This is a genomic window from Actinoallomurus rhizosphaericola (assembly GCF_024055675.1).
GTDB lineage: Bacteria > Actinomycetota > Actinomycetes > Streptosporangiales > Streptosporangiaceae > Actinoallomurus > Actinoallomurus soli.
This window is the reverse complement of sequence record NZ_JAMXMW010000018.1, coordinates 55,730-81,138: the sequence shown is the minus strand read 5'-3', so window position 1 is coordinate 81,138 and position 25,409 is coordinate 55,730. Positions and strand designations below refer to the sequence as shown.

Below are 25,409 nucleotides of genomic sequence, written 5' to 3'. Positions count from 1 at the left end.
TGGTGGGACGCCGCCGGTCGGCGGCGCCCCGGCACCGGCGCGCGTTCATCAGTCGGATACCGCGAGCCAGGCGGCGGTGTCCGTGGGCAGCAGCCCGCCGTCGAGCGGGCCGCTGGCCAGCAGCACCTCGGCGTCGGCGGGGAGCTCCTGCGGCGTCCCGGACAGGTTCACGACGCAGGCGAAGCCCGGCGTGCGAGTGAACCGCAGCACCCCGTCGGGAGCGCCGTCGTCCCAGGTCAGGTCGCCGTCGCCCAGGGCCGCGTGCTCTCGCCGGAGCCGCAGCGCGGCGCGGTACAGCTCCAGCGTGGACGCCGGATCCGCGGCCTCCGCCTCGGCCGTGCAGCCCTTCCAGGACTCCGGCTGCGGCAGCCAGGGGGTGCTGCCGTCCGGGCCGAATCCGTACGGCTCGGTGTCCCCGGACCACGGAATCGGCACCCGGCAGCCGTCCCGCCCACGCGACGTGTGGCCGGAACGTTCCCAAACCGGGTCCTGCAGCGCGGACTCGGGCAGGTCCTCGACCTCCGGGAGGCCGAGCTCCTCACCCTGGTAGACGTACGCGCCGCCGGGCAGGGCCAGCATGAGCAGCGCCGCCGCCCGGGCCCGGCGGGTGCCGAGCTCCAGGTCGACGGGCTCCTCGACGTCGCTCTGCGGGCCGCGGCCGCCGGTGTGGGTCCGGCCGTACCGCGTGACGTGGCGGACCACGTCGTGGTTGGACAGGACCCACGTGGCCGGGGCGTGCTCCAGGGCGAACGCTCCCAGGCTCGCGTCGATCACCTCGCGCAGGCTCGGGGCGTCCCAGGAGGCCCGCAGGTAGTCGAAGTTGAACGCGGTGTGCAGCTCGTCGGAGCGCAGGTACCGCGCCAGCCGCTCCGGCGTCGCCACCCACGCCTCGGCGACGAACGTGCGGTCGCCGTCGTAGCGGTCGGCCACCCGCCGCCAGCCGCGGTAGATCTCGTGGACCCCGTCGCGGTCCCAGTGCGGGTGGTCGAGCCGCATGCTCGGCTCCAGGACGTCCTCGGCCTCGCCGCCGAGGTCCGGCAGCCCGTCCTGCTTGATCAGGCCGTGCGCGACGTCGATGCGGAAGCCGTCGACGCCGCGGTCGAACCAGAACGCCAGCACCCGTTCGAACTCGGCGCGGACCTCGGGGTTCTCCCAGTTCAGGTCCGGCTGCTCGGGGGCGAACAGGTGGAGGTACCACTCTCCGTCCGGCAGCCGGGTCCAGGCGCTGCCGCCGAACGTGCTGCGCCAGTCGTTCGGCGGCAGCTCGCCGTCGGCCCCGCGACCGGTCCGGAAGACGTACCGGTCGCGCTCGGGGCTGCCGGGGCCGGCCGCGAGCGCGGCCTGGAACCACTTGTGCCGGTCGGAGGTGTGGTTGGGAACGATGTCGATGATCACCCGGATGCCGTGGTCGTGTGCGTCACGGATCAGGGCGTCCGCGTCGGCCAGGGTGCCGAACATCGGATCGATATCGGTGTAGTCCGCCACGTCGTAGCCCCCGTCGGCCATCGGCGAGGGGTACCACGGCGTGATCCAGACGGCGTCGACGCCGAGGTCGCGCAGGTACGGCAGCCGGGACCGGATTCCGGCGATGTCACCGATCCCGTCACCGTTCGCGTCGGCGAAGCTGCGAATGTAGATCTGGTAGATGACGGCGCTGCGCCACCAGGGGGCGTTGACGTGCACGGTTTCCCTTCAGGGGGGTCGGGGACGTTGTCGCGCGAACCTACTTCACGCCACCGGCGGTGAGACCGGCGATGATGCGGCGCTGGAGGATCAGCACGACGATGACGAGAGGCACGGTGACGAGGACGCCGGCCGCCATCTGCGTGCCGAACGGCTGGTCGAAACCGTACGCCCCGGTGAACTTGGAGATCGACACGGTGGCCGTCTGCATCTCCTTCTTGTTCACCATGCTCAAGGCGATCATGAACTCGTTCCACGCGGCGATGAACGCGATGATCGCGGTGGTGAAGACGCCCGGCGCCGCGAGCGGCACGATGATCTTCCGGAAGGCCTGGCCGCGGGTGCACCCGTCGACCATCGCCGCGTACTCCAGCTCGAACGGCATCTGCCGGAAGAACGCGTTGAGGTTCCAGACCGCCAGCGGCAGCACGAACGAGAGGTTCGGGATGATCATCGACTGGTAGGAGTTGATCCACTTGATGTTCGTGAACAGGTGCAGCAGGGGAACGATCAGGGAGATCGTCGGGAACATCGAGGTCGCCACGATGATGCCGAGCACCATGTTCTTGAACCGGAAGTCCAGCCGTGCCAGCGCGTACGCCGTGAAGGTGCCGACGACCAGCGTGAGCACCGTCGTCACGCCCGCCACGATCACGCTGTTCAGCAGCGCCCGCTGGAACCCCACGTCGTGCTTGAACACCGCCGTGAAGTTCTTGATCGAGATCGGCGAGGGGATCGGCGAGTTGTCGAACTGGTCCTCCGGGCGCCGGAAGGCCGAGACGACCATCCAGTAGAACGGCGCCAGACAGTAGAGCGCCACCACGATCATGCCCAGATACGAGAGCGCCCTGCCCGCGCTGAAGCTCCGGCGCCTCGGCGGGCCGGACTTCGCGGTGGAAATGGCGGTCATGCCGTTGCCTCCCGGGTGGTGCGCGAGCCCTTCTTGGCGCGCTTGGAGGGCGTGGACTTCTTACGCGCCCGCGCGTCGCCGATGATGTCGGCGCCGAGCAGCTTGACGAAGGCGTACGCGACGAGCGCGACGTAGACGAACAGGATCGTCGCGTAGGCGGCCGCGGGGCCGTACCGCAGGTTGTTCGCCTCGTCGTAGGCGAGCATGGACAGGGTGTTCACCGAGTCCTTGTGCGGGCCGATCAGCACGAACGGCAGGTCGAAGAACCGCAGCACGTCGAGCAGCCGGAACAGCACGGCGACGAGCAGCACCGGCTTGATCAGCGGCAGGGTGATCTTGCGGAACGTGTACCACGTGCCGGCCCCGTCCACCTTGGCGGCCTCGTAGACCTCGGCGGGGATCAGCTGGAGGCCGGCGAGGACGAGCAGGCCGACGAACGGCGCGGTCTTCCACGTGTCGGCGATGAGCACGGCGACCTTCGCGTGGAAGCCCTCGGTGGTCCACAGGATCTGGTGACCGGTGATCGCGTTGGCCACGCCGTCGGCCTGGAACACCCAGCGCCACAGCAGCGCGGACACCGCCGTCGGGATCGCCCAGGGCACCAGAATGCTCGCCCGGACGAAGCCCCGGCCGCGGAAGGCCTGGTGCATGATCAGCGCCATCGCCACCCCGAGGATCGTCTCGATGATGACGCCGACCACGGTGAAGAAGGTGGTGTTGTAGAACGCGTTCCAGAAAGCGTGCGAGTTGGCGCCGGTGAGGATGTCGGTGTAGTTCTTCAGGCCGACGAACTTGTCCCCGCTGACGACGAACCCGTTGGCGTCCAGTCCCTGGTTCTTCTGGTACAGCGACTCACGGAGCGCGTCGATGAGCGGGTAGCCGACCACCAGGGCGAGGACCAGGAAGGTCGGCGAGAGCAGGACGGCGGCCAGGCGACCCGAGCCCTGGACGTCGCTCTTCTTTTTCTGCTTCACCGGGGCCACGGTTCCCGGTTCGGCGGTCGTAGTAGTCATTGAGCCCTCCTCGGGGCCCGTGGCGGGACGCGGGGGGCGTCCCGCCACGGGAACGCGGCTACGGCGTGATGAGCTGTCCGAGCTTGTTCTGCAGGTCGGCCAGCGCCTGGTCGGTGGTCGACTTGCCGGTGAGGGCCGAGTAGGCGGCCTCCTCGATCGCGGTGGTCACGTCGTTGTAGCGAACGACCTGCGGCCGGGGCTTGGCGTTGAGGAGAGACGCCTTGAGCGTCGGCAGGTAGGGGAACTTCTTCTGCAGCTCCTGGTCGTCGTACAGCGAGGCCAGGGTCGGCGCCTCCGAGGACGCGATGAGGTTGGCGCGCTCGGTCTGCTCGCTGGTCAGGTACTTGATGAAGTCCAGCGCCGTGGCCTTGTTCGGGGTGAACTGGGAGATGGCCAGGTTGTGGCCGCCGAGGGTCGGCGCACCCGGGCCGTTCAGACCCGGCAGCGGGGCGACGGCGAACTTGCCGACGACCTTGGAGTCACCCTTCTTGTTCGACAGGGCGTACGCGTACGGCCACTGCCGGTAGAAGAGGAGGTTGCCCTTCTCGAACGCGCGGCGGGACTCCTCCTCCTTGAAGCTGATGGCCTCCTTGGGGATCATCCCGCTCTTGAAGCCGTTGACGAGGAAGTCCAGGCCCTGCTTGGCCTGCGGGGTGTTGACGTTCGGCTTGCCCGAGTCGTCGACGACCTGGCCGCCGGCGCTGTTGACCGCCTCGGAGAAGTTGACCGTGAGGCCCTCGTACTTCTCGAACTGGCCGGCGTAGCAGTTGAAGCCCTTGATCTTGCTGCAGTCCTGCTGCATCTCCGCCCAGGTCTTCGGCGGCTCCTTGATGCCCGCCTTGTCCAGCTGGTCCTTGCGGTAGTACAGCAGACCGGAGTCGGTCTTCCAGGGGGCGGCGTACAGGTTGTTCCGGTACTCACCGGTCTTCGTCGCCGCGGGCAGGAACTTCGACAGGTCGAACTGGTCCTTCGGCAGCTGCGCGATCCACCGGTTCGCGGCGAACTCCGCCGTCCAGACCACGTCCAGGTTCAGCACGCTGTACGCGTTGGACTTGGTCTGGGCGTTCTGCACCATCTGCTGCCGCTGCGCGTCCGCGTCCTCGGGCAGCTCGATGATCCGAGCCTGCTCCTTCGGGTGCTGCTGGTTCCAGGTGTTGACCAGGTTCTGCAGGTTGCCCGACGTGTCCTTGCCGGTCGCCAGCGTGATCGGCCCCCGGCCGGTCAGCGCGCCGCCGCTGCCGCCGGACGCGTCCTTCTTGTCGTCGCTCTTGCTACCGCCACAGGCAGCGGCGACCACGGCGACGCTCGCCGCGATGACCGCGAAGCGGGTCATTCTCGAAACGGATGCCACCTTCACTCCATCCTGAGGATTTCTTCGGTACTGCTGCCGGAGACCCCCGGCCCTCGTCACTCCCGTGCCACGAGCTCTGGGCGCAACATCACCCCCTCGGGCGGGGAATCACTGCCCTGAACACGTGTCGTCAGCAGGCTGACGACACGGCGCGCCACTTCGTCGAGCGGTTGCCGGATGCTCGACATCCGAGGCGAGATCAAGGTCGCCGCCGGCGAGTCGTCGAAGCCGACCACCTCGACGCGCGGGCGGCCCTGCGCGTCGAGGCCACCGGCGAGCCTGGCTCCGACGGCGTGCGTGTCACTGCCGCAGACGAAGGCGGTCGGCGGCTCGGGCCGCGCCAGCAGCCGCTCGGCCGCCTCGGCGGCGACGGCGACGCCCTCGGCGCACACGCCGATCAGCCCGTCGGTGTCCAGGCCGTGCCGGCTCATGGCCCGCTGCCAGCCCCTCCGCCGCTCGTCGCCGAACCCGGTGCCCTCGGGCCAGCCGAGGTAGGCGATGCGCCGGTGCCCGCGGCCGATCAGGTGGTCGACGCCCTGCGCGATGCCGTGCGCCCCGTCGACGTCCACCCAGGTGTACGGCCCGTCCTCCTGCCCCCAGGGCCGGCCGAAGCAGACGAAGGGGATGCGGCGCTCGGCGAACCACGGCAGCCGCCGGTCCCGCGCCGACACGTCGGCCACCACGAAGCCGTCGACCGTGCCGGTGCGGATCAGGTCCTCGTAGGTCGCGAGCTCCTCGTCCACGGCCGTCGGGGCGAACAGCAGCAGGTGGTAGCCGGCCGACCCGGCCGCCACCGTCAGCGAGTACAGGAAACGGTCGAGGAAGTTGCTCACGCCGATCGGCGCGGGGATCTTCAGGCCGATGCACCGGCTGGCACGCTCTCGGAGGTTCTGCGCCGCGCGGTTCGGCCGGTAGCCGAGCTCGTCGATCGCCTGCCGCACGCGCTCGGCGGTCTCCGGCGCCACGCGGGCCGGGCGGTTCAGCACGTTCGACACGGTCTGGCGGGAGACCCCGGCGGCCGCGGCGACATCGGAGATCGTCACTCCGTTGGCGTCTCGACCGCTCATTCTTTCCCTCGCGTTTCGCGAAATTCCTGGTGACCGGGGCGATTTGATCGTTCAAATTGCCACCACGCGAGAAGTCGTGTCAAGCAGATGTCCAACACGTTTCCGGCTCGTTACACGGGCGTGTTGGTACCGAGTCCAAGCCGCTCGCACCCTCGGGTCCGAGCAACTCGGAACCCCCCGAAACAGGGCGTTTTCTCCCTTGGACAGGACGATGCCACGAGGAACGCGATCCCGGAAGAGGGGTAGGACACCCGATCCCGGGCCGGGCCTCCGGCGGCCGTCCGGGACGCCCGGCGATCCGTACGGGAACACCGACGCGGAGTCCGGTCGTTCCGGCTGTACGACCGATAAGAGGGGGGATGCGGGTGTCCGCGGCGCCGGACCCTTCCAGTCCTAGGGCGGCGGGGACACCGCGATGGTGAGCGCCCTCGCCGGAATCGCCGCCATCCTGGCGTTGACGGCCGCGACCGGTTACTTCGTGGCCCAGGAGTTCGCCTTCGTCGCCGTCGACCGCGCGACGCTCGGCGCGCAGGCCGAGCGCGGCGACGCCAGGGCCCGGCGGGCCCTGGCGGTGACGAACCGTCTGTCGTTCATGCTGTCCGGGGCGCAGCTCGGGATCACGGTCACCGCGCTGGTCGTCGGCTTCATCGCCGAGCCCGCCACGTCCCGGCTGATCGCCCCGCTGCTGCGGCTTGCGGGCCTGTCCGCGGGCGCGGCCGGCGGCGCCGCGGTCGTCGCCGGGTTCCTGCTGGCGACCGCGGTCCAGATGGTGCTCGGCGAACTGCTGCCCAAGAACCTGTCGCTGGCCCGCGCCGAGCCGGTCGCCAAGGCGTTCGCCGCCTCGACCCTGGCCTACCTGACGGTGGCGGGCCCGGTGATCAGGCTCTTCGACACGGCGGCCGCCCGGCTGGTGCGGCTGTTCGGGGTCGAGCCGGTGGAGGAGCTGCACCACGGCGCGACCCTGGAGGAGCTCGGCGACATCATCGGCGAGTCCCGCCGCGCGGGCCATCTCCCCCCGGACCTGTCCGACCTGCTCCAGCGCGCGCTGACCTTCCGGGAGCGTACGGCGGCCGAGGTCATGGTGCCGCGCCCCGACGTCGTCGCCGTTCCCCGGTCCACGACCGTGACCGAGCTGACCGACCTGGTCGCCCGCGCCGGTCACACCGACTATCCGGTGTGGGGACGGGACATCGACGACGTCATCGGCGTCGTCGGAGTGCGCGAACTGGCCGCGCTCGACGTCGCGGGCCCGCCCGGCCCGCCCCGCCGGACCGGCGCCGACACGCCGGGTACGGGCACGGCCGGTACAGGCACCGCGGGCACGGGCACGGCCGGTACAGGCACCGCGGGCACGGGTGGGCCGGGCGCCGGGCGCACCGTCGAGACGGTGATGCGTTCCGCGCTGCTCGTCCCGGACACCCTCGAACTGCAGGCGGTCACGGCGCGGATGCGCGAGGCCGGTCAGGAGTTCGCCGCCGTCGTCGACGAGTACGGCGGCCTCGCCGGGATCCTCACCTTCGAGGACATCGCCGAGGAGCTCGTCGGTGAGATCGCCGACGAGAACGACGCCGCCGCGGCGGATCCCACCCGCGGTGACGGGGTGTGGGTGCTGGCCGCCGGTACCCGGATCGCGCAGGTCCGGAACCTGACGGGGCTCGCGCTGCCCGCTGGCTCCGCGTACGACAGCCTCAGCGGGCTCGTCATGACGCGGCTGCACCGCCTGCCGCGCGCGGGCGACCGGATCGAGGTCGAGCTCGATCCCGAGCACGGCCCGCCGGGACGCGCCGCGATCGAGGTCCTCGCCGTACGCCGTCGCGTGGCCCGGACCGTACGGCTCCGCGCCCTCCCGCTCGCCACCGCCGCCCCCGGGGCGACGGAGGAGGAGGTCTCGTGGGCCCGCTGACCTCCGCCCCGGTCACGCTCCTGCTGCTGGCGGGCAACGCCTTCTTCGTCGCCTCGGAGTTCGCCCTCGTCGCCGCCAAGCGCCCGCGCCTGGAGCGGGCGGCCGCGCGCGGCGGCGCCGCCGCCCGGGCCGCCGTCGCGGGGATCGACGAGCTGTCACTGATGCTCGCCGGCGCGCAGCTGGGGATCACTATGTGCTCGCTGGGGCTCGGCGTCGTCACCGAGCCGGCCTTCGAGGTCCTGCTGGACGCGCCGCTGGCGGCCGTCGGCGTCCCGGAGTCCGCCGCGCGCCCGGTGGCGTTCACCCTGGCGCTGGGCGTCGTGACCTTCCTGCACATGGTGGCCGGGGAGATGGCGCCGAAGTCCTGGGCCATCGCCCACCCCGAACGCTCCGCCCTGGCCCTGGCGATCCCCTTCCGCGGGTTCGCCCGGCTGTCACGCCCGGTCCTCGCCGTTCTGGGCGGAGTGACCGACGGCCTGCTCCGGCTCTGCGGCGTACGGCCGGGCGCGGGGGCGGACCCCCCGGCCGACCCGCAGCGCCTGTCCCACCTGATCGGCGAGTCGCGCCGGCTGGGACTGATCGACCGGGCCGAGCACGACCTCCTCGGCCGGGCCATCACGACCCGGCAGGAGGGCATCGACCATCTGGTCGTGCCCGCCGAGCGGGTCACCACGGTTCCCGCCGACGCGGCCCCGGAGGAGATCCGCCGGGCCTCCGCGGCGAGCGGGCACACCCGGTTGCTCGTCCGGGACGGCCGTGCCCGCGTCGCCGGGCTGCTGCACGTACGAGACGCCCTCCCCCACGGGCCGGACGGCCGGACCGCCGGCGACATGACCTACCCGGTCCCGACCCTCTCCCTGGACACCACGGTGCTCGCCGCGGTCAGCACGCTGCGCCGCGCCCGCGCGCAGCTCGCCCTCGTCGCGACGCCGGAGAACCCGTTCATCGGCATCGTCAGCCTCGACGACCTGCTCAGCGAACTCCTCGCCGGCAACCCCCACTGACTGACGGCCGGCGTCATTTCCGCCACTCGTCGATGTGCAGGACCGAACCCGGGCCCGCCGCCGGCGTCCTCCTCAGCGGGAGGTCGCGGTCGTCGGCCTCGGCGACCGGACGGACCGTCATCGGCAGCACGTCCGCGGTGCCCGGCGTCTCCTCCGGGACCGTCGCGTACACCGGCACCTTGATCAGCGACAGGATCAGCGCCGCGGCCCCGGTGCCGGCCGCCGCCAGGGTGAGGACGCCGGGCAGCCGGGCGGCGGTGACTCCCACGCCGCAGAGCCCGGCCAGGCCGGCGACGGCGAACAGGGTCAGGGCGACCTGCGGGACGGTGAGCCCCATCGCGCGCAGCCGGTGCGCCGCATGGTCGGTGCCGGCGGTGAAGCAGGACAGTCCGGCGCGCGGGCGCGCGATGACGACGAGGCAGGTGTCCACGGTGGCGACGAAGGTGAACAGGAGCAGCTCGGCCAGCCTGGCGCCCGCGCCGCCCGGCACCCGGACCAGTACGGTGGCGGCCGCCAGGAGGAAGCCGATGAACAGCGAGCCCGCGTCCCCCATGAACATCCGCGCGGGCGCCCAGTTGTGCACGAGGAACCCCAGGCACCCCGCGGACAGCGTGATCAGCAGCAGCGCCAGGCCGCTCCGCCCCTGGAGGTAGGCCGCGCCGGCGATGAGGCAGCCGACCGGGACGGCCACCGCCGCGGCCGCCCCGTCCATGTTGTCCAGCAGGTTGAAGGAGTTGGCGAGGACCACGACCCACGCCACCGTCGCCACGGGGTCCGCCCAGTGGCCGAAGACGCCGATGCGGCCCCCGGCCAGGACGACCGCGGTGGCCGCACCGACCTCGACGGCCAGCCGGAGCACCGGATGCGTCGGCCTGAGGTCGTCGAGCAGCCCGACCAGCGCGACGACGACGCCGGCCACGACGAGGACCGTGACCCGCCGGTCCCAGTAAGGGATCGACACCGCGCCCCCCGTCAGCGCGGCGACGGCGATCGCGACTCCGCCGAGGTACGGCGTCGGCCGGTCGTGGGCCTTACGGACGCCCGGCCGGTCGACGATCCCGCGCCGCAGGGCGTACCGGCCGAGCCCGGCGCTCAGCATGTCGGCCAGCAGGAGCGCGGCGAGGGCCGCGCCCGCCGCCGTCAGCCACGGCGGCACGGCCGCCCGCTCTCGACGACCCACCTGATCGTGCCGGGCATGGTGCCCCTCCCGAGGTCGGACGACGGCCCCTGTGGACGGACGCCACCGTCCGTGACCACTCCGGGAATCAGGCTAGAGATCGTCGATCAAAACCAGGGTCGCCCGACCTACATGATCGAAGAAAGTCCGGCCGGTCGTCCCGGCCCCGGCGGCCGATCCTCACCGGCCTCCCGCCCCACGGCGTCCGGCCGGGGACCGCGTTTAACCAGGTCGGCACCGGAAATGTCGCAATAGGCACATACGGGGAACACAGGGGGGAAGGTACCGCGAGATGACTCAGCGACCTGAGACGATGCCGGAGAGAGACGCGATCGACCTGCTGATCCGCCAGCACGAGGAGATCCGCCGCCTGTTCGAGGACGTCGACCGGAGCACGGGCCACGCCCGCGAGGAGGCGTTCGAGAAGCTCTGCCGCTTCCTGGCCGTGCACGAGACGGCCGAAGAGGAGGTCGTGCACCCCTTGGCCCGCCGGGTCATCCCCGACGGCGACCGGGTGATCGACGCCCGGTTGGAGGAGGAGAACGAGGGCAAGCGCGTCCTGCAGGCCCTGGAGAAGATGGGCACCTCGGCCGCCGGTTTCGAACCGCTGTTCGCCGAGTTCCGCAAGTCCGTCATCGAGCACGCGGAGAACGAGGAGCGCGAGGAGTTCACCCGGCTGCGCCAGATGGGCGGCACCGAACTGCGCGGCCTGGCAGCGGCGATCAAGGCGGCCGAGGCGATGGCGCCGACGCACCCGCACCCGGGTGTGGAGTCCGCCGCCAAGAACATCCTCATCGGCACATTCGCCTCCGCCGCCGACCGGACGCGGGACGTGGTGCGCAAGGCGCTCGGCCGCGAGCGGAAGTGATGCGGGGGTGATTCCGCCCCTGGGCGGTGAACGATTGTTTACTATTTGCGCTCTTGACGCTACTGTCCGTTACCGGCACAGTTGAGGAGACCGCGCAATGCGGTCGTTTCGGAATGCGATGGCACATTAATCGCCGGTCGTCTGACTCGGGCGCCCTACGGGCTACCGGGCCGGACCGGCGAATCCGGGTCAGGCCTTCCCGGAAGGGCGATCGGGAGACGATCCCGATCGCCCGTCACGGCCGATCGCGGTCCTCCCCGATCGGTCTCGCTCGTGGTTCTTCAGCCTTCCCCGATCGGTCGTGACTCTTCAGCCTTCCCCGATCGGTCGTGACTCCTCAGCCTTCCCCGATCGGCCGTGACTCTTCATGCCTCCCCGATCGGTCGTGGTCCTTCGGCCTTCGCGGCCGGTCGCGGCTCTTCGCCGTCAGCGGTTCACGGCGAAATGGGCCTGGACGCGGGTGCCGTCGTCGGAGCGGGCGATCCGGACGAGGTCGGCGACCTGGTTGACCAGGAGGAGGCCGCGCCCGCCGTGGGCGTTGGCGGGCACCGGTCGCCGTCCGGCCAGCGGGTCGGCGAGCCGGCCCTCGTCGCTGACCTCGCAGACGACGTATCCGGGCAGCGACCACACGCGGAGCGTGCCGCGGCCACCGCCGTGCACGATCGAGTTGGCGGCCAGCTCGTTGACCGCGAGCTCGAGGTCGAGGAGGCGGTCGCCGGTGAGACCGCGCCGGGCGGCCTCGGCCGTGGCGAAGAGGCGCACCTCGCCGAGCGCGTCGGCGTCGAAGTCGAGGGCCGCCGTGTCCACGGGCTCGGGGCCCACGTCGTTGTACACCTCGATGACCTTCTCCGGATTGAAGTCGGGACTGACACGCTCGACGCCGCGCTCGATGAGGACAGGGTGGGTGAGAGCCGCGTCCGCCAGCGTCCGCCGATCGAGTGCCGCCGCGTCGTAGGGGCAGAGGATCGTGACCGCGCGCCCGGCAAAGGCCAGGTTGATGAGGGCCTCGTGCTGGGCGCAGGCGGGGTACTCGGCCGCCGAGCGGCCACGCCAGATCGGCTCCCCGATGATCCGCACTCGTCGTCCGGGGTGCGCGTCGGCGAAGCGGCGCAGGACACCGGGGATGATCCGGCCCGGATTGCGTCCGGCCACGCTCATGTCGATGAGCCGTACCCGCCCGGCCGCCGCGCCGAGGCCGGCGCGCAGCAGCGCCAGCCGGTCCCCGGGAACGGCGATCGCGACCGGCTCGCCCGCGTCGAGACCGCTTCGCACGAAGGGCAGCGTCCCGGCGAGGTACTCCCCCTCACCGCGGTACATGAGTGCCGGGTGGGAGAAGGGGGCGGGGATGCTCATCCCGGTACCTCGCTCTTGGGCCACTGAGCAACACTACCGTGAGGTTACGTCTGAACGACCAGGATAAGGCGGCCTCCGTACCACTCGTCGGGCCGTCCCCCGGACCTCGTAGGGGCTCGCGGGCGCCCGGTCCGGGAGTGCGCCGCTCACGTCCGGACTCCGCCCCTGCACAGCCGACCACCCGGGCCGGCCCCCGCCGGTCACGGGGCCCGCCCGCCGGTCCGCGGGCCGTGATCCGCGGCCGGGCCCCGCAGCGGTCCACGGCCGGGTCCGCGGATTCCCGGTAGGGTCGAGGTCAGGTGGACGGCTCCGGCCAGGTGGGGAGGGTGTGCGGTGTCCGGTGAGCGGGCGCGCCGGCGGATTCCGGCGATCCTCGTCTCACTGCTGCTGTTCCTCGGTGTCGGAGGCGGGCTCGGCGCGGCCTCGTCCTCCTCTCCGGACGCCCGTCCCCTGACCGCCGCGGTCGCGGCGACCGCTCCCTTCGCCGGCGTGAGTCCCGCCGCCGAGCACGGCCGGCACGCGCCCCGGCTCGGCGAGCACCGGCAGACCGGCAAGACGCCGCTGAGGGCGGCCGGCCCGGAGGGCGCCTCGGTGGCGGCCGGGCTGCCCGTCTGGTGGCGCGGGCCGCACCGGGCCTCCTCCCGTACGCCGGCGGGTGACCTGCCGGCGCGGGGCGGCCGGGCGCCTCCGGTCCTCTCCTCGTACGCGTCGGCGTAGCCGCACGGTCGCGAACCGCGCCGTCGGTCGCCGGCGCGCGTGTGCCCGGGCGTCCACCGCCCGGAAGACGGGCGCCCCGCCGCGTGACGGCGCGCGCCCGTTCCCCGACCGTTCCCTGTCCGCGGGCGGCGTGCGCGTGCCGCCGTCCCGTGGGCCGCCGGTGTGCCGCATCGGCGTTCCGACGTGGAGAGACGACCGTGACCTACCTGTTCCTCGCCATCGCCGTCTTCGTGCTCGGCGGTGTGCTCCTGCTCGGCTCGATGTTCCGCCGCGACGACGCGCGTCTCGGCCTGCCAGCGCTGGCGGTCCTGATCATCGCCACCGTGATGGCGATGGTGTACGCCGCCCTCGACCAATGATCCCCTCACCTCCGATCGACGAGCCTGAGAGGACTCTCGTGGAGATCGAACGCACCTCCCTCCCCGGAATCGGCCTGCAGCACGTGTTCACGACGGCCCGCGGACGCCGCGTCGGGATCGTCTCCCACCACAGCGGCCGGCGCGACCTGGTCGCCTTCGACCGGGACGACCCCGACACCGCGGCGACGACGATCGTGCTGACCTCGGAAGAGGCCGGCGCGGTCGCCGAACTCCTCGGCACCGCCCGCGTCGTCGAACGCCTGGCCGAACTGCACCGCCACGTCGAGGGCCTGGTCAGCCGGCAGGTCCCGATCACCGCCGGTTCGCCCTACGACGGACGGCCGCTCGGCGACACCCGTGCGCGGACCCGCACGGGCGCGTCGATCGTGGCCGTCGTCCGCGGCGGCGGTGTGGTCGCCAGCCCTCGCCCGGACTTCGTCTTCGAGGCCGGCGACATCGTCCTCGTGGTCGGCACCGCCGACGGCACCACGGCGGTCGCCGCGCTGCTCGGCACGCGGTAGCCGCCCATGCACTCGACGACCCAACTGATCGAACTCGGCGCGATCATCCTGGGCCTGGGACTGCTCGGCGCGGTCGCGGTCCGGTTCTCCGTCTCGCCGATCCCGTTGTACCTCCTGGCGGGGCTCGCCTTCGGATCCGGCGGCGTGCTCCCGCTCACGACCAGCGAGGACTTCGTCTCGGTCGGCGCCGAGGTGGGGGTGATCCTCCTGCTGTTCACCCTCGGCCTCGAGTACACGGCCGACGAACTCGTGACCACCATGCGGACGTCCGCTCCGATCGGCCTGTCCGACCTGGCGCTGAACGCCGTCCCGGGCGTCGCCGCCGCACTCCTGCTGCACTGGGGCCTGGTCGCGGCGGTGGCGCTGGGCGGCATCACGTACGTCACCTCCTCCGGGATCACCGCGAAGGTGATGGGCGACCTGGGCCGGCTCGGGAACCGCGAGACTCCCAGCGTGCTGTCGGTCCTGGTCTTCGAGGACCTCACGATGGCCGCGTACCTGCCGATCCTCACGGCGCTGCTGGCCGGGGCCGGCCTGCTCGGCGGCGTGGTCGCGCTCCTGGCCGCCGCCGTCACCATCGGCCTGATCCTGTTCGTCGCGCTCCGCCACGGCGAGGTCGTGCAGCGCTTCGTCGCCAGCCCCAGCCGGGAGGTGCTCCTGCTGAAGGTCCTCGGACTCACCGTCCTGGTGGCGGGGCTCGCCCAGCAGTTGCAGGTGTCGGCCGCCGTCGGGGCGTTCCTCGTCGGCATCGCGCTGTCCGGGCCGCTCGCCCATGACGCCCGGCAGTTGCTCAGCCCGCTCCGGGACCTGTTCGCGGCGGTGTTCTTCGTCTTCTTCGGACTGCACACCGATCCGGCGGACCTGCCGCCGGTCGCCGGCGTCGCGGCCGTCCTGGCGATCGCCGGGGTGGCGACCAAGCTCGCCACGGGGTGGGTGGCGGCCCGCCGGGCGGGTGTCGGCCCGGCGGGCCGGCTGCGCGCCGGGACCGCGCTGGTCCCCCGCGGGGAGTTCAGCATCGTCGTCGCCGGCCTCGCGGTCGGCGCCGGCACGAACCCGCGGCTCGGGCCGCTCGCCGCGGCGTACGTCCTGATCCTCGCGGTCGCCGGGCCGTTGCTGGCCCGGAGCGCCGACTCCCTGGCCCGCGCCGTCGCCGTGGCCGGCGCCCGCGGGCGCCGGCCGTGACCCGCGTCGATTACCTTCCTCGCGCTGGGACAGACTTGGAGAACCGAACGTCGACGGCCCGCGAGGGCCGAAGGAGTGACCGATGGCGCATGAGCGTGCGGGGCGGCCCGCGCAGCCCGAAGACCTGGTGGACGTCGCGCGGCTGGTGACGGCGTACTACGCGTTCCGCCCCGATCCCGAACGGGTCGAGCAGCGGGTGGCCTTCGGCACGTCGGGGCATCGCGGATCCGCGTCGAACACCGCGTTCAACGAGGCGCACATCCTCGCCACCAGCCAGGCGATCTGTGAGTACCGTGCCGCCCAGGGGGTCGACGGGCCGCTGTTCCTGGGCATCGACACGCACGCCCTGTCGGAGCCCGCGCGCGTGTCGGCCCTGGAGGTCTTCGCCGCCAACGGCGTACGGGTGCTGATCGACAGCCGGGACGGCTACACGCCGACGCCCGCCGTCTCGCACGCCATCCTCACCTACAACCGCGGTCGCGAGTCCGGCCTCGCGGACGGCGTCGTCGTGACGCCCTCGCACAATCCGCCGGCCGACGGCGGTTTCAAGTACAACCCGCCGTCCGGCGGCCCGGCCGACACCGACGCCACGTCGTGGATCCAGGACCGGGCGAACGCCCTGATCGCCGAGGATCTCAAGGAGGTCAGGCGCATCCCGTACGCCCGGGCGCTCGCCGCGGACACCACCGGCCGCTACGACTTCCTCGGCGCGTACGTGGACGACCTGCCCTCGGTCCTCGACCTGGACGCCGTCCGCGAGGCGGGCGTACGGATCGGCGCGGACCCGCTCGGGGGCGCGAGCGTCGCGTACTGGGGCGAGATCGCCGACCGCCACCGGCTCGACCTCACGGTCGTCAACCCGCACACCGACCCGACCTGGCGGTTCATGACGCTGGACTGGGACGGCAAGATCCGGATGGACTGCTCCTCGCCGTACGCGATGGCCTCGCTGATCGCCCGCAAGGACGAGTTCGCGGTGTCCACGGGCAACGACGCGGACGCCGACCGGCACGGCATCGTCACGCCGGACGGCGGCCTGATGAACCCCAACCACTTCCTCGCGGCCGCCATCTCCTACCTGTACGCCCACCGGCCCGACTGGCCCGGTGACGCCGGCGTGGGCAAGACGCTCGTCAGCAGCAGCATGATCGACAGGGTCGCGGCCGGACTCGGCCGCCGCCTCGTCGAGGTGCCGGTCGGATTCAAGTGGTTCGTGCCCGGTCTGCTGGACGGCTCGCTCGGGTTCGGGGGCGAGGAGAGCGCGGGCGCCTCGTTCCTGCGGCGCGACGGCTCGGTGTGGACCACCGACAAGGACGGGATCCTCCTCGCCCTGCTGGCCTCGGAGATCACCGCGGTCACCGGCCGCTCCCCCAGCGAGAACTACGCCGACCTGGTCACCCGGTACGGCGACCCCGCGTACGCGCGGGTCGACGCGCCCGCGTCCCGCGAGGAGAAGGCGGTCCTCAAGAAGCTGTCGGCCGAGCAGATCACCGCGGACACGCTCGCCGGCGAGCCGATCACCGCGGTGCTCACCGAGGCGCCCGGCAACGGGGCGCCGCTGGGCGGCGTGAAGGTCTGCACCGAGAACGCCTGGTTCGCCGCCCGGCCGTCGGGGACCGAGGACGTGTACAAGATCTACGCCGAGTCCTTCCAGGGCCCGGACCACCTCGCCCGCGTCCAGGAGGAGGCCCGCGACCTGGTCAACGCGACGCTCGCCGCCGCCTCCTGACCCGCCCCCCGCGCCGCGACGCCCGCACGGGGCGTCGCGGCGCAGAATGAACGTATGAGCGAACCATCGACCGCGTACGGGGACAACCCGACGCTGCCGGCTCTGCGGCGGCACTTCGAGGACCTGCGGGACGGCACCCACGGCGGCGTGGAGGCGCGGGCGGACAAGGAGGAGCGGTTCGCCGACACGGTCGTGCTGCTCGCCCCGTACGCCCGGCGGGTGCTGGCCGAGATCGACCGTTCCCTGCTGGAGGGGACGGGCCGCGTCGACGAGTCCGGGCTGTGCCGGACCGAGGACGGCGGTCTGGCCGCGTCCTGGACCCTGTCCTGGCCGGAGCAGCGCGCGGCGGGCGTCCGGCCGATCACGCTGGAGGCCCACTTCGAGCGGGGTTTCCACCATCCGCATCTGCGCGGCGCGACGGTGGGCGAGTGGCCGCTCAACGTCTTCACCGACCAGCAGGCCGCCGCGGAGGTGTGCACGATGCGCGCCGTCGCAGCGGCCGACCTGCACAACCTCGTCTTCCAGCGCGACTATCGCCTGGTGCCCGCGATCACCCGTCCGGGCCCGCGCGACGGCTGAGGAGCCCTCGCCGTCAGCCGGCGGTCCGGGCCTCGTCGTAGCGGGCCTGCGCCGCCATCACCTCGGGCATGCGGGCCTCCAGCCACTCGATGACGCCCAGGAGCCGTTCGGCGGCCTCCCGGCCGAGCGGGGTGAGGCTGTACTCCACGCGCGGCGGAATGGTCGGCTCGGCCTTCCTGAGTACGAAGCCGTCGCGTTCGAGCGCCTGGAGGGTCTGCGCGAGCATCTTCTCGCTCACGCCGTCGACCCGGCGGCGCAGCGCGTTGAACCGGTACGTCCCCTCGCTCAGCGCGCCCAGCGCGAGGATCCCCCAGCGCCCGGTGACGTGCCCGAGCGCCTCGCGGGAGGTGCACCGGCCGGCGAACACGTCGAAGACGACGTCGCCGTAGGCGTCGCAGGCCGCTCCGCCGCCGGGGGCGGGGGTCGGCGATCCGTCAGTCGCGCCGCTGTCCATGGCGCCCAGCATACTTCTCCACCGCACTGACCTCAGGCCCGGTACTCACTCAAAGATTGCACTGTGGAAAAGTTAGTACTACCGTCGAGGCGTGCTCACCTCGGGCCCTGCGGCCGAGGTTCTTTCGAAGCGGGAGACTTTTATGATCATCGTTACCGGCGCCACCGGTCAGCTCGGCCGTCTGGTGATCGACGGGCTGCTGGAGAAGGTGCCCGCGGACCAGGTGGTGGCCGCCGTGCGCAGCCCGGAGAAGGCCGCCGACCTCGCCGCGCGCGGCGTGCAGGTCCGCGAGGCCGACTACGACCGTCCCGAGACGCTGCGCCCCGCGTTCGAAGGAGGGAGCCGGCTGCTGCTCATCTCCGGCAGCGAGGTCGGGCGGCGCGTCCCGCAGCACGCCGCGGCGGTCCAGGCGGCGCAGGGCGCCGGCGTCCCGCACATCGTCTACACCAGCGCGCCGCACGCCGACACGTCGGTCCTCGGCCTGGCCGCCGAGCACAAGGCGACCGAGGAGATCATCCGCGAGACGGGGCTGACGTACACGCTCCTGCGCAACAACTGGTACAGCGAGATGTACGTGCCGGCGATCACCCAGGCGGTCGAGACCGGCGCCGTCATCGGCGGCGCCGGTGACGGGCGGATCGGCAGCGCCACCCGCGCGGACTACGCGGCCGCGGCGGTCGCCGTGCTGACCGGACCGGGCCACGAGAACCGGATCTACGAGCTCGCCGGGGACGTGGCCTGGAGCCTCGGCGACCTCGCCGCCGAGATCTCCCGGGCGTCCGGCAAGGAGGTCGTGTACCGGCACCTGCCCGCCGAGGAGCACCGCGCGGCCCTGATCGCGGGGGGCGTTCCCGAGGCGTTCGCCGACGTGCTCGTCGACGTCGACCGCGGCATCGCGACCGGGGCGCTGGCCGACACGCCGGGCGACCTGAAGGCCCTCATCGGCCGTCCGACCACCCCGATCGCCGACACGGTCGCGGCCGCGCTCGCCGGCTGAACGGCGCGCGGGCCGGCGTCGACCGGACACCGGCCCGCGCGGTCTCGACGAGGCGCCGCCCCCGTCTCGGCCGGCGGCGGCGCCTCCGTCGCAGTGACGCGTCAGTTGGTGGCGACCAGGTGGTCCCGGAGGCCGACGCCGTAGGAGGTGGGGGTGCCGTCGTAGGAGCTGATCAGCGACGGGCCGCTGCTGCAGTCCCAGGTGTTCCACGTCCACCCCAGGTAGCCGACGGCGTGCGCGTCGGCCCAGTTCATCAGGGTGTCGATGAAGCCGTGCGAGCAGTCGTTCTCCCCGATCTCGCTCAGCGTCAGCGGCACCTGCGCGGCGACCGGAGCGAGCTGGCCGTCGTAGCAGGACGTGCTCGAGCAGCTGTTGAAGTTGTAGATGTGCGCGAACGCCGCGAGGTTGTTCTTCGGGTCGGTCGGCCGGTACTGCAGCCACTGCGTCAGGTCGTTGGAGTAGGCCAGCCCGCCGACGAGGATCACGTTGGTGGCACCCGTCGCCCGTACGGCGTTCACGAGGCTCTGGAAGCCGGCCACCTGGTAGGGGATGCCGGAGCAGGTCCCGCCGTCCCGCCAGCAGGTCCAGCCGGAGGTCTCGCCGCCGGTCGCGCGCTCCGGGTACGGCTCGTTGAACAGGTCGAAGACCACCGCGTCATCGCCCTTGAAGGCGTTCGCGACCCCCGTCCAGAACGACGGCGCGTACTGGGCGTCCGGCATCGGCTTCTGGCAGGTGGCGTGGACGTCCGAGCAGCCGGACGAGGGACCGGTGTAGGTGCCGTAGTTCCAGTGCATCTCGACGATCGGGGTGATGCCGTGCGCCTCGAGCCGCGACACGTATCCCTTGACCTCGGTCTGGTACGCCGTGCCGCCGTACCGCGAGTCGATGTTGCTCAGGCCGAGCCAGCACTCCTCGTTCAGGGGGATGCGGACCGCCGTGATCTTCCACGCGACCATGGCGTTGATCGACGCGTCGTCGACCGGGCCGTCCCAGATCCCGCGGCCCTGGACGCACATGAACTCGCCGCCGGAGCGGTTCGCCCCGCGGAGGCGTACGGTCGCGCCGCTCGCGGTGACGAGCCTGTTGCCGGAGACGTGCAGCGCGGGGGCGGGTCCGGTCGTGCCGCCTCCCCCGCCCCCGCCACCGCCGCCCGAGCCCGAGCCGTTGCACACGGTGCCGTTGATGGAGAAGGACGTCGGGTCGGTGTTCGTGCCGGTGTAGGTGAAGTTCGCGCCGATCTGGGTGGTGGCGCCGTTCGCCAGCGCGCCGTTCCAGCCCGCGTTGGTGACCGTGACGTTCTTACCGTTCTGGGACCACGTGCCGCTCCAGCCCTGGGTCAGCTTCTGGTCGCCCGCGTAGGCGTAGGTCAGCGTCCATCCGCTCAGCGCGTCGCCGAGGTTCTTGAGGGTAATGGTGGCGCTGAAGCCCGACCCCCAGTCGTTCTTCGCGTAGGTGACGTCGCACGCCACGGCGGCGTGCGCGGTGCCCGTGCCGGTGACGAGGCCGACCCCGCAGATGCTCAGCAGGAAGGCCACGAGGAAGGAGATCGCGCGTCGAGGTCGCATTGACGGCTCCATGCGGGTGGTGGGAGATGACGTGGGAGCGCTCCCGATCCGGGCGAAGGTAACCCTGGCGGCCGGAGCCGGGGAAGACCTTTTCACGGCCGTTCACGCCGGAGACCTCGCAGGTCCGGCCATCGGGCGGTCCGCGCCCCGCGGGTACGCTGGCAGGAACGCGCGGCGGCGTCGTCCCGGCTCGGGGCCGCCACCGCCGCCACCGATTCGACGCATGCGACGGCGCGGCCCCTGACGGCAGGCGCTCTTTCCGCACCAGGGCCGTTCACCCGCGCCGCCCCGGCCCGGGGAGGCGCCCGGAACCGATCCGCGCGACGGCCGCTGTCCACTTCCGGCCATCGTTAATGTTCCTAACAATAAATCGTTAAGGTGATTAACGATCACGCACAGGACACCACCGGATGCGATCCGACGATCCTCAGGAGGCGCCGTGACCAGGTTGAGGTCACATCCGATCATCCTGGCGGCATGCGCCCTGCTCGCCGTCGCCACTCCGGCCGCGGCGGCCGCCCGCCCGGCCTCCCCCGCCGGTGGCGCGGCGCGGGCGGCCGGCACACTCCCCGCGGACCAGGGCACGCCGCCGCCCGGCACGGCCTCGGTCACCACCTCCGCCACGCCCTCCTCGGCGACCGACCTGAACACCGGCTGGAAGATCCAGTCCTCGGCCGTCGCCGGCGGGTCAGGTGCGGCGATCTCCCGGCCCGGCTACGCGACCACCGGCTGGCTGCCCATCAGCCGCCCCGAGACGCTGATGGCGGGCCTGCTGGAGAACGGGCGCTACCCGAACGTCTTCTTCTCCGACAACCTGGCCAAGGTCCCCACCGACCAGTTCACCCCGAACTGGTGGTACCGCGAGCAGCTCACCGTCCACCCGCGGCGTGACGGCCGCACCGTTCTGATCATGAACGGGGTGCTCGGCACCGCGGACCTGTGGGTCAACGGCACCAAGGTCGCCGACCGGTCACAGCTGCAGGGCGCGTACGGCCGGTTCGAATATGACATCACCCCGTACGTCCGGGACGGCCAGAACGCCATCGCGCTCGACATCGCCAAGAACGCCCCGAAGACGTACCTCACCGACAGCACGCTGGACTGGAACCCGCCCGCGCCGGACCAGAACACCGGCCTGCGCTTCGCGCCGCAGCTCGCCCAGGCCGGCCCGGTCGCGCTGCGCAACGTGCACGTCGTCCAGCACAACGCCGCCGACCTCGCCAGCTCGGACCTCACGGTCAAGGCCGACCTGCGCAACGACACGAACACCGAGCAGAAGGCGCGGCTGGACGCCACGATCACCCACGGCGGCACGCGGATCGCCGTGTCGGCGAACGCGACCGTCCCCGCCGGGACCACCCGGACGGTGACGCTGACGCCGGCGGACCACCGGGCGCTGCACCTGACGCACCCGGCCGTCTGGTGGCCGTACCAGCTCGGCGGGCAGCCGCTCTACCACCTCACCGCGACCGCGAACGCCGGCGGCCGGGTCTCCGACCGCACGGACGAGGACTTCGGCATCCGCACCGTCACCTCGCACCTGACGCCGGTCAAGGCGGGCACCCACACCACGCACGGCTCGCGGCAGTTCGTCATCAACGGCGTCCCGCTGGTGATCCGGGGCGGCGGATGGTCACCGGACATGTTCATGCGCTACTCGCCGCAGAACATCCGCGACCAGCTCGCCTACGTGAAGAACCTGGGTCTGAACACCCTGCGCTTCGAGGGGAACCTGCCGCCCGACGACATGTTCGCCCAGATGGACCGCGCGGGCATCCTGGCCATGCCCGGCTGGCAGTGCTGCGACCGGTGGGAGGACCCGTCGTCGAAGTGGCCGGACGCCCTGAAGGAGAACGCCGGCGTCCAGGCGGCGCACGTGGCGCGGTGGCTGCGCGACCACCCGAGCGTCTTCGTGTTCTACCAGGGCAGTGACGAGGCGCCCGACGCGGCCAAGGAGGCCATCTACCTGAAGGCGTTCGCGGCGGCCGACTGGCCGACGCCGCAGGTCGCCGCCGCGGAGTACAAGTCCTCGCCGCAGCTCGGCCCGTCCGGTAACAAGGAGGGCCCGTACAACTACGTCCCGCCGGGCTACTGGTGGGCGAACGGACCGGAGACGGTCGACCCCGGCGACCCGACCTTCACGAACGCGGGAAGCGCCTGGGCGTACGACACCGAGACCAGCGCCGGCAACACGGTGCCGACCCAGGACTCGCTGAACCGGTTCCTGACCGCGGCGGACCAGAAGAAGATCTGGGACCTGAGCACGACGAACGGTCCGGGAACGGGTCCGGACATCTTCCACGTCTATCAGAAGTTCACGAGCTACACGAAGACCGCCCGGATGGGGCAGTACAACACCCCGCTGTGGAACCGCTACGGCCACTGGTCCGACATGGCCTCCTACCAACGGATCGCGCAGATGGGCGGGTACGAGGTCACGCGGGCGCAGTTCGAGGCCTACCTCGGGCACTTCAAGGACCCGGCCAATCCCAGCACCGGCGTCATCTACTGGATGCTGAACAAGGCCTGGCCGTCGCTGCACTGGAACCTGTACAACTACGACTTCGACCAGCCCGGCGTGTACTTCGGCGCGAAGAAGGCCGGCGAGCCCGTCCACGTCATGTACGACTACGCCGACGGCTCGATCAGGGTGGCCAACCTGACCAACGCCCGGCAGTCCGGCCTGACCGCCACGGCGCGGTTCATCGACCTGAACGGCACGGTCCGGGCGACGGCCCGGCAGGCGGTGCCCACCCTGTCCAGCCAGGACGTACGGACCGTGCTGACGCCGAAGGTTCCGGCGGGCATCTCCCGTACGTACTTCCTGGAGCTGACGCTGACACGGCCGGGCGCGACGGTGAGCCGCAACGTCTACTGGCTCTCCACGAAGCAGGACGAGGTCGACTGGCCCAAGTCGCTCGGCCAGGGCTTCGGCGCGGTGTTCAAGCCCGGCGGCTACGCGGACCTGACCGGTCTGCAGAGCCTGCCCGCGGCGAACGTCAAGGTCTCCGCGTCGACGCGCCGGAACGGCGGGGAGGCGACCACCACGGTGACCATCCGCAACGTCGGTTCCAAGCCGGTGCCCGCGGTGTTCACCCGCGCCGACGTCCGCCGGGGCACGTCCGGCGGCCGCGCGCTGGGCGGTGACGACCAGGTCCTGCCGATCGAGTGGAGCGACAACGACGTCACCCTCTGGCCGGGGCAGAGTCAGACACTGACCGCGCGGTACCGCGTCGCGGACCTGCGAGGCGCGGCCCCGGTGGTCGGGATCACGGGCTGGAACCTCGCCGCTCTCACCGTGCCCGCACGCGGCTGATACCGTTCGCGACTTATTTCGCACTGTCCGGAATCGTGACCGGATCCGGACAATCGACACCGCCCGGAGGCGCGTGTCCGGCGGAAATGGCGGTCCCGCGAGGCCGCCGTCCCGTCCGGCCCGCTCTCCGGGCGGTTCTTCACACCCCGCCTGACGTGGCCTGATGACGGTTCACCCCGCGCGTTCGGCGGCATCGGGTGACGGCGCCATTCCGCTCCGCTAAGACGATCGGCTCCATGACGATTTTTCATGTTTTCGACACTTTAAAGGCCCCCAGCCTCCTACACTCCTCACGCAATCCGGTTTCGATCACTAATGCGATCGTCCTTGGAAGGGCAGGTCGATGCCGAGGACGCACCGAAGGCAGGGACGGCCCGGCACCCCACGGCGCCGGAGGCTGACGGCGTCGCTGGGCGACAGGATCTCCGCCCTGGGCGGAGTGGTCGTCGTCGCGGTGGGTCTCGCGCTGGCCGCCATCGTCGAGCAGGCCGTCATGCCGCCGGCCTCCCGGCACCCGGTCGCCGACCGCCGTCCCGTACACGCCGGGCGCTCCCACCGGCCACGTCCCGCGCCGTCCCGCTCCTCGCCGTCCCGTGCTCCGGTCAGCCCGGCCGTCCAGCTCAGCAAGAAGGTCGAGACGGTCGTCCTCGCCGAACGCAGCCACGCGGTCCGCCAGGACTACGGCGTCGGCACACTGTCCGCCCCCATCGTGCGGCTGAGCAGGATGGACCACGCGCGCACCTGGGCGTTCGGCACCGAGACGATCCCGCCGCCGCGCGGGATGGCGGTCATGCCGGAGTCCTCGCTGTACGTCGCGCAGCGCACCGGCGCCGGCTGGCAGGTGGCCCTGGCCGGCACCCCGCGGTTCACCGCGCTCCTGCGGAAGGCGCCCGCCTCGGTAGTACCGGCCGGCGAACGCCCGGTGCTGGAGAAGTTCAGCGGCACGGCCGACACGCCACTGGACACGGGCCTCATGCTGCCCTGGGGGGTCGGTCAGTCCTGGACCCTCCTGGCCACGGACAAGGGCGTGTCCGGCTTCGACGGCGGGGACGGGCGGGTCCTCGCCCCGGGCGACGGCCGAATCTACCGGCTCTGCTCCTCCGCGGCCGGCCACGGGCTCGTGCTCCTGATCCACCCGAACGGCCTGGCCACGCAGTACTACCAGCTGTCCGACGTGACGAAGGTGCGCGACGGCAGCCTCGTGAAACGCGGCGACTACCTCGGCCGGACCGGCACGGAGCAGCCGTGCGGCGGCGGGGAGGCGCCCCAGCGGATGGTGCGGTTCGCGATCGGCGACGCGACCGGCACCATGCGGCTCGACCACTTCCAGCTGGGCGGCTGGACCCTGCGCGAGACGGCGGCGGCGACGTTCGCCGAGCGCGCCGGCGTCCGCGTCGACGCGGGCAACCCGCTGCTGAACTTCGGGGCCGTGTCCGCGTCCCCGACGCCCGCACCGTCCAAGAGCCCCTCCCCCAGCCGTACGCCCAAACCGGGCGGGCCCAGCACGCGCGTCCCGAACGTCCCCCTGCCCGGCGGGAGCCCCGATGGCGTCCTCTGAGCGGACCGCCGCCCCCCGCCACGCCCCCAGGGAGCCGGGGGCGCGGCGGAGGCGGGCGCGTCGCCGTCCCTCCCGAAGACCCGGCCGTGCCCGGGCCGTCTTC

Annotated in this window: 21 protein-coding genes; 12 read left to right on the top strand and 9 right to left on the bottom strand. The window is 72.0% G+C overall.

The genetic code is table 11. The features are described from left to right. Nucleotides 1-48: 48 nt before the first annotated feature. The 5 genes from NE234_RS32835 to NE234_RS32815 form a co-directional block, all read right to left on the bottom strand. Entirely contained in the window at nt 49-1,683 is a 1,635-nt protein-coding gene (locus NE234_RS32835) for a glycoside hydrolase family 13 protein (RefSeq protein WP_252784766.1), read from the bottom strand. 40 nt (nt 1,684-1,723) lie between these two features. Then, entirely contained in the window at nt 1,724-2,593 is an 870-nt protein-coding gene (locus tag NE234_RS32830; RefSeq protein WP_252784765.1) for a carbohydrate ABC transporter permease, read from the bottom strand. Continuing rightward, nucleotides 2,590-3,606, bottom strand: coding sequence for a carbohydrate ABC transporter permease (locus NE234_RS32825; protein WP_252784764.1), 1,017 nt, complete (start codon nt 3,604-3,606; stop codon nt 2,590-2,592). Before NE234_RS32825 ends, NE234_RS32830 begins: the two co-directional genes overlap by 4 nt. A 58-nt stretch (nt 3,607-3,664) precedes the next feature. Beyond that, nucleotides 3,665-4,939 (bottom strand): ABC transporter substrate-binding protein, encoded by a 1,275-nt coding sequence (locus NE234_RS32820; RefSeq protein ID WP_252784763.1) that lies wholly within the window; start codon nt 4,937-4,939, stop codon nt 3,665-3,667. A gap of 74 nt (nt 4,940-5,013) precedes the next feature. Then, nucleotides 5,014-6,024, bottom strand: coding sequence for a LacI family DNA-binding transcriptional regulator (locus NE234_RS32815; protein WP_252784762.1), 1,011 nt, complete (start codon nt 6,022-6,024; stop codon nt 5,014-5,016). Nucleotides 6,025-6,439: 415 nt separating this feature from the next. Here NE234_RS32815 and NE234_RS32810 point away from each other — a divergent pair, with 415 nt between their 5' ends. Then, nucleotides 6,440-7,927, top strand: a complete 1,488-nt coding sequence (locus tag NE234_RS32810; RefSeq protein WP_256529804.1) for a hemolysin family protein — start codon at nt 6,440-6,442, stop codon at nt 7,925-7,927. Further along, nucleotides 7,915-8,931, top strand: a complete 1,017-nt coding sequence (locus tag NE234_RS32805) for a CNNM domain-containing protein (protein WP_252784761.1) — start codon at nt 7,915-7,917, stop codon at nt 8,929-8,931. The genes NE234_RS32810 and NE234_RS32805 overlap by 13 nt, the downstream gene beginning before the upstream one ends. Nucleotides 8,932-8,944: 13 nt before the next feature. Here the strand turns inward: NE234_RS32805 and NE234_RS32800 are convergent, their stop codons facing one another. Then, nucleotides 8,945-10,111, bottom strand: a complete 1,167-nt coding sequence (locus tag NE234_RS32800) for a glycosyltransferase family 4 protein (protein WP_252784760.1) — start codon at nt 10,109-10,111, stop codon at nt 8,945-8,947. A 289-nt stretch (nt 10,112-10,400) separates the two neighbouring features. On the opposite strand from NE234_RS32800, the gene NE234_RS32795 reads away from it, so the two are divergent. Continuing rightward, nucleotides 10,401-10,976, top strand: coding sequence for a hemerythrin domain-containing protein (locus NE234_RS32795; protein WP_252784759.1), 576 nt, complete (start codon nt 10,401-10,403; stop codon nt 10,974-10,976). A 426-nt stretch (nt 10,977-11,402) separates the two neighbouring features. Here the strand turns inward: NE234_RS32795 and NE234_RS32790 are convergent, their stop codons facing one another. After that, the gene (locus NE234_RS32790; protein WP_252784758.1) at nt 11,403-12,329 is read right to left on the bottom strand and encodes a sensor histidine kinase; all 927 of its coding nucleotides are present in this window, start codon (nt 12,327-12,329) and stop codon (nt 11,403-11,405) included. A gap of 333 nt (nt 12,330-12,662) precedes the next feature. Here NE234_RS32790 and NE234_RS32785 point away from each other — a divergent pair, with 333 nt between their 5' ends. The 6 genes from NE234_RS32785 (at nt 12,663) to NE234_RS32760 (ending at nt 17,416) form a co-directional block, all read left to right on the top strand. After that, entirely contained in the window at nt 12,663-13,046 is a 384-nt protein-coding gene (locus NE234_RS32785) for a hypothetical protein (RefSeq protein ID WP_252784757.1), read from the top strand. A gap of 197 nt (nt 13,047-13,243) precedes the next feature. Beyond that, nucleotides 13,244-13,405, top strand: coding sequence for a hypothetical protein (locus NE234_RS32780; protein ID WP_252784756.1), 162 nt, complete (start codon nt 13,244-13,246; stop codon nt 13,403-13,405). 38 nt (nt 13,406-13,443) lie between these two features. Beyond that, the gene (locus NE234_RS32775) at nt 13,444-13,926 is read left to right on the top strand and encodes a cation:proton antiporter regulatory subunit (protein ID WP_252784755.1); all 483 of its coding nucleotides are present in this window, start codon (nt 13,444-13,446) and stop codon (nt 13,924-13,926) included. A 6-nt stretch (nt 13,927-13,932) separates the two neighbouring features. Next, nucleotides 13,933-15,108: a cation:proton antiporter gene (locus tag NE234_RS32770; protein WP_252784754.1), complete on the top strand. Its 1,176-nt coding sequence runs from the start codon at nt 13,933-13,935 to the stop codon at nt 15,106-15,108. An 82-nt stretch (nt 15,109-15,190) separates the two neighbouring features. Next, entirely contained in the window at nt 15,191-16,837 is a 1,647-nt protein-coding gene (gene pgm, locus NE234_RS32765) for a phosphoglucomutase (alpha-D-glucose-1,6-bisphosphate-dependent) (protein WP_252784753.1), read from the top strand. A gap of 54 nt (nt 16,838-16,891) precedes the next feature. Continuing rightward, on the top strand, nt 16,892-17,416 hold the full coding sequence (locus tag NE234_RS32760) for a hypothetical protein (RefSeq protein WP_252784752.1): 525 nt from the start codon (nt 16,892-16,894) through the stop codon (nt 17,414-17,416). 13 nt (nt 17,417-17,429) lie between these two features. Here the strand turns inward: NE234_RS32760 and NE234_RS32755 are convergent, their stop codons facing one another. Further along, nucleotides 17,430-17,870: a winged helix-turn-helix transcriptional regulator gene (locus NE234_RS32755; RefSeq protein ID WP_252784751.1), complete on the bottom strand. Its 441-nt coding sequence runs from the start codon at nt 17,868-17,870 to the stop codon at nt 17,430-17,432. A gap of 142 nt (nt 17,871-18,012) precedes the next feature. On the opposite strand from NE234_RS32755, the gene NE234_RS32750 reads away from it, so the two are divergent. Further along, nucleotides 18,013-18,867, top strand: a complete 855-nt coding sequence (locus tag NE234_RS32750; protein WP_252784750.1) for an SDR family oxidoreductase — start codon at nt 18,013-18,015, stop codon at nt 18,865-18,867. Between the two features lie 101 nt (nt 18,868-18,968). On the opposite strand, the gene NE234_RS32745 is transcribed toward NE234_RS32750, so the two are convergent. After that, entirely contained in the window at nt 18,969-20,432 is a 1,464-nt protein-coding gene (locus NE234_RS32745) for a cellulose binding domain-containing protein (protein ID WP_252784749.1), read from the bottom strand. Nucleotides 20,433-20,871: 439 nt separating this feature from the next. Here NE234_RS32745 and NE234_RS32740 point away from each other — a divergent pair, with 439 nt between their 5' ends. Next, on the top strand, nt 20,872-23,748 hold the full coding sequence (locus NE234_RS32740) for a glycoside hydrolase family 2 protein (RefSeq protein ID WP_252784748.1): 2,877 nt from the start codon (nt 20,872-20,874) through the stop codon (nt 23,746-23,748). Nucleotides 23,749-24,091: 343 nt separating this feature from the next. Next, entirely contained in the window at nt 24,092-25,306 is a 1,215-nt protein-coding gene (locus NE234_RS32735; RefSeq protein WP_252784747.1) for a M23 family metallopeptidase, read from the top strand. Nucleotides 25,307-25,409 lie beyond the last annotated feature (103 nt).